This window comes from Peribacillus sp. NPDC058002 (assembly GCF_042886655.1).
Classification (GTDB): domain Bacteria; phylum Bacillota; class Bacilli; order Bacillales; family DSM-1321; genus Peribacillus; species Peribacillus aracenensis.
The window spans coordinates 1-2309 of sequence record NZ_JBHVQU010000404.1; the positions used below are offsets into that span (position 1 = coordinate 1).

General features: G+C 44.3%; 2 protein-coding genes. Both read left to right on the forward strand.

Features of this window, described 5'->3' with window-relative positions; all coding sequences use genetic code 11:
• Positions 1–985 (forward strand): acyl-CoA dehydrogenase family protein (locus tag ACFVSH_RS25610; protein WP_387708570.1); only part of this gene is annotated, 985 nt, incomplete at its 5' end.
• A 124-nt stretch (positions 986–1109) separates the two neighbouring features.
• On the forward strand, positions 1110–2309 hold a 1200-nt coding region (locus tag ACFVSH_RS25615), incomplete at its 3' end, for an AMP-binding protein (RefSeq protein WP_387708572.1).

Sequence of the window (2309 nt, forward strand, 5' to 3'; positions counted from 1 at the left end):
TCCATTTCCTGAAGAATATGGCGGTTCGGGCGGAGATACGATTTCATATGCCATTGCAGTTGAAGAGGTTGGCAAAGCGTGCGGGGGAACCGGCCTAAGTTATGCAGCAGCCGTTTCGCTCGGAGCAAGTCCAATTTACTATTTTGGAACCGAAGAACAGAAGCAAAAATATCTGGTTCCAATCACGACCGGTGAAACTCTGGCAGCTTTCGGGTTGACGGAGCCTAATGCGGGTTCCGATGCTGGCGGTACGAGAACCACTGCCGTGTTGGAAGGTGATGAATATGTGATCAATGGTGAGAAAACATGGATCACCAATGCCAGCTATTCAAGAACCGTTACTGTCACTGCTGTATCGGGCAAAGATTCCAAGGGCAAGAATATCATCTCGGCATTCATCGTGCCAACCGATACCCAAGGTCTTACGATCAATAGCAATTATGAAAAAATGGGAGTGCGGGCTTCCAATACTTGTGAAATCATTCTGGATAACGTCCGGGTACCAAAGAAAAATTTATTGGGAGATCCAGACAAAGGGTTCAAACAATTCTTATTCACACTGGATGGGGGAAGGATTTCCATTGCAGCTTTGGCCGTCGGTATCGCTCAGGCTGCATTTGATAAAGCTTTAGCTTTTTCAAAAGAGCGCATACAATTCGGTAAATCCATATCAAATTTCCAGGCCATTCAATTCAAGCTGGCAGACATGGCGATGGAAATTGAACTGGCGAGGAATATGGTATATAAGGCCGCGTGGTTAAAAGACAATAAAAAGCCTTTTGCAAAGGAAGCGGCATATGCCAAGCTATTTGCAAGTGAAACCGCTTTCCGGGCCAGCAATCAAGCGATTCAAATACACGGTGGTTCTGGTTACATGCGCGAATATGAAGTGGAACGCTATTTAAGAGATGCTAAGTTATTGGAAATTGGTGAAGGCACATCCGAAATTCAAAGAATCGTTATCGCCAGACAATTAGGCTGTTAATCTTTATGGAACGTAAAATGAACAGTGATGCTTTGGTTCATTTTGGTGAAAAGCAGATGTTATCTATACAGCAAAACGCGTTCATTCTTACTTTTATTTGATTAGGAGGAGTTTGATGTCTGATTTGCTAGATATGACTATCGGGAAATTGCTTGAGAAAACAGCTGAACAATATGGTGATAATGAAGCCGTTGTGTATCATGAACTGGGCCTCCGCCATTCCTATCGCGAATTTGAAAAGATTTGCCGAAAGGCGGCCAGGGGGTTCATGTCACTCGATATAAAAAAAGGGGAACATATCGCCATTTGGGCGTCCAATAAACCGGAATGGCTGATATCCCAATTTTCCACTGCTAAAATGGGCGGGGTGCTGGTTACGGTCAACACTAATTACCGTACAAGTGAACTGGAATACTTGCTTAAGCAATCGGATGCGACGACGATCATCTTGATGGAACAATATAAGGATCATTCATATATGGATACGCTGTACGAAATCGTACCTGAATTGAAAAATGCAAAACCAGGAAAATTACAATCTGAGAAACTGCCAAAATTGAAAAATATCATCGTTTTAGGTGAAGCGCGTTATCCCGGAACGTTTTCGTGGGATGATGTCATTAGCGGAAGCGAATCCATTTCGGAAGAGTCACTTGACATGAGGATGGAGGAATTGGCTCCAGATGATGTGATTAATATGCAATATACATCAGGGACGACAGGATTTCCAAAAGGGGTGATGTTGACGCATTCAAACTTGGTCAACAACGGATTGAATGTCGCGGAATGCATGAAACTTACCGAAGTTGACCGGCTTTGCATCCCAGTTCCGTTTTTTCATTGTTTCGGCTGTTCCCTTGGTACGATGGCCTCGGTTTCTGTCGGGGCAACAATGGTGCCGATCGTGGAATTTAATCCACGAGTAGTCCTTCAGACCGTTGAAGCCGAAAAATGTACGGGACTTCATGGTGTTCCGACGATGTTCATCGCTCAACTTAATCTCGATGACTTTGACAAGTATGATTTACGTTCGTTGAGGACTGGAATCATGGCAGGCTCCACATGTCCGATTGAAGTCATGAAAAGCGTGGTGAATAAGATGGGAATTTCGGAAATCACGATTACTTATGGTCAAACTGAATCGTCTCCAGGGATTACGATGACAAGAACGGACGATCCGATCGAACTTCGTGTTTCCTCAGTGGGAAGGGCTTTGCCGAAAGTGGAAGTGAAAATTGTCGATCCAGTTACCGGGGAAGAAGTCCAGCGGGGCAAACAAGGGGAACTCTGTTCGAGGGGATACCATGTAATGAAGGGATATTTT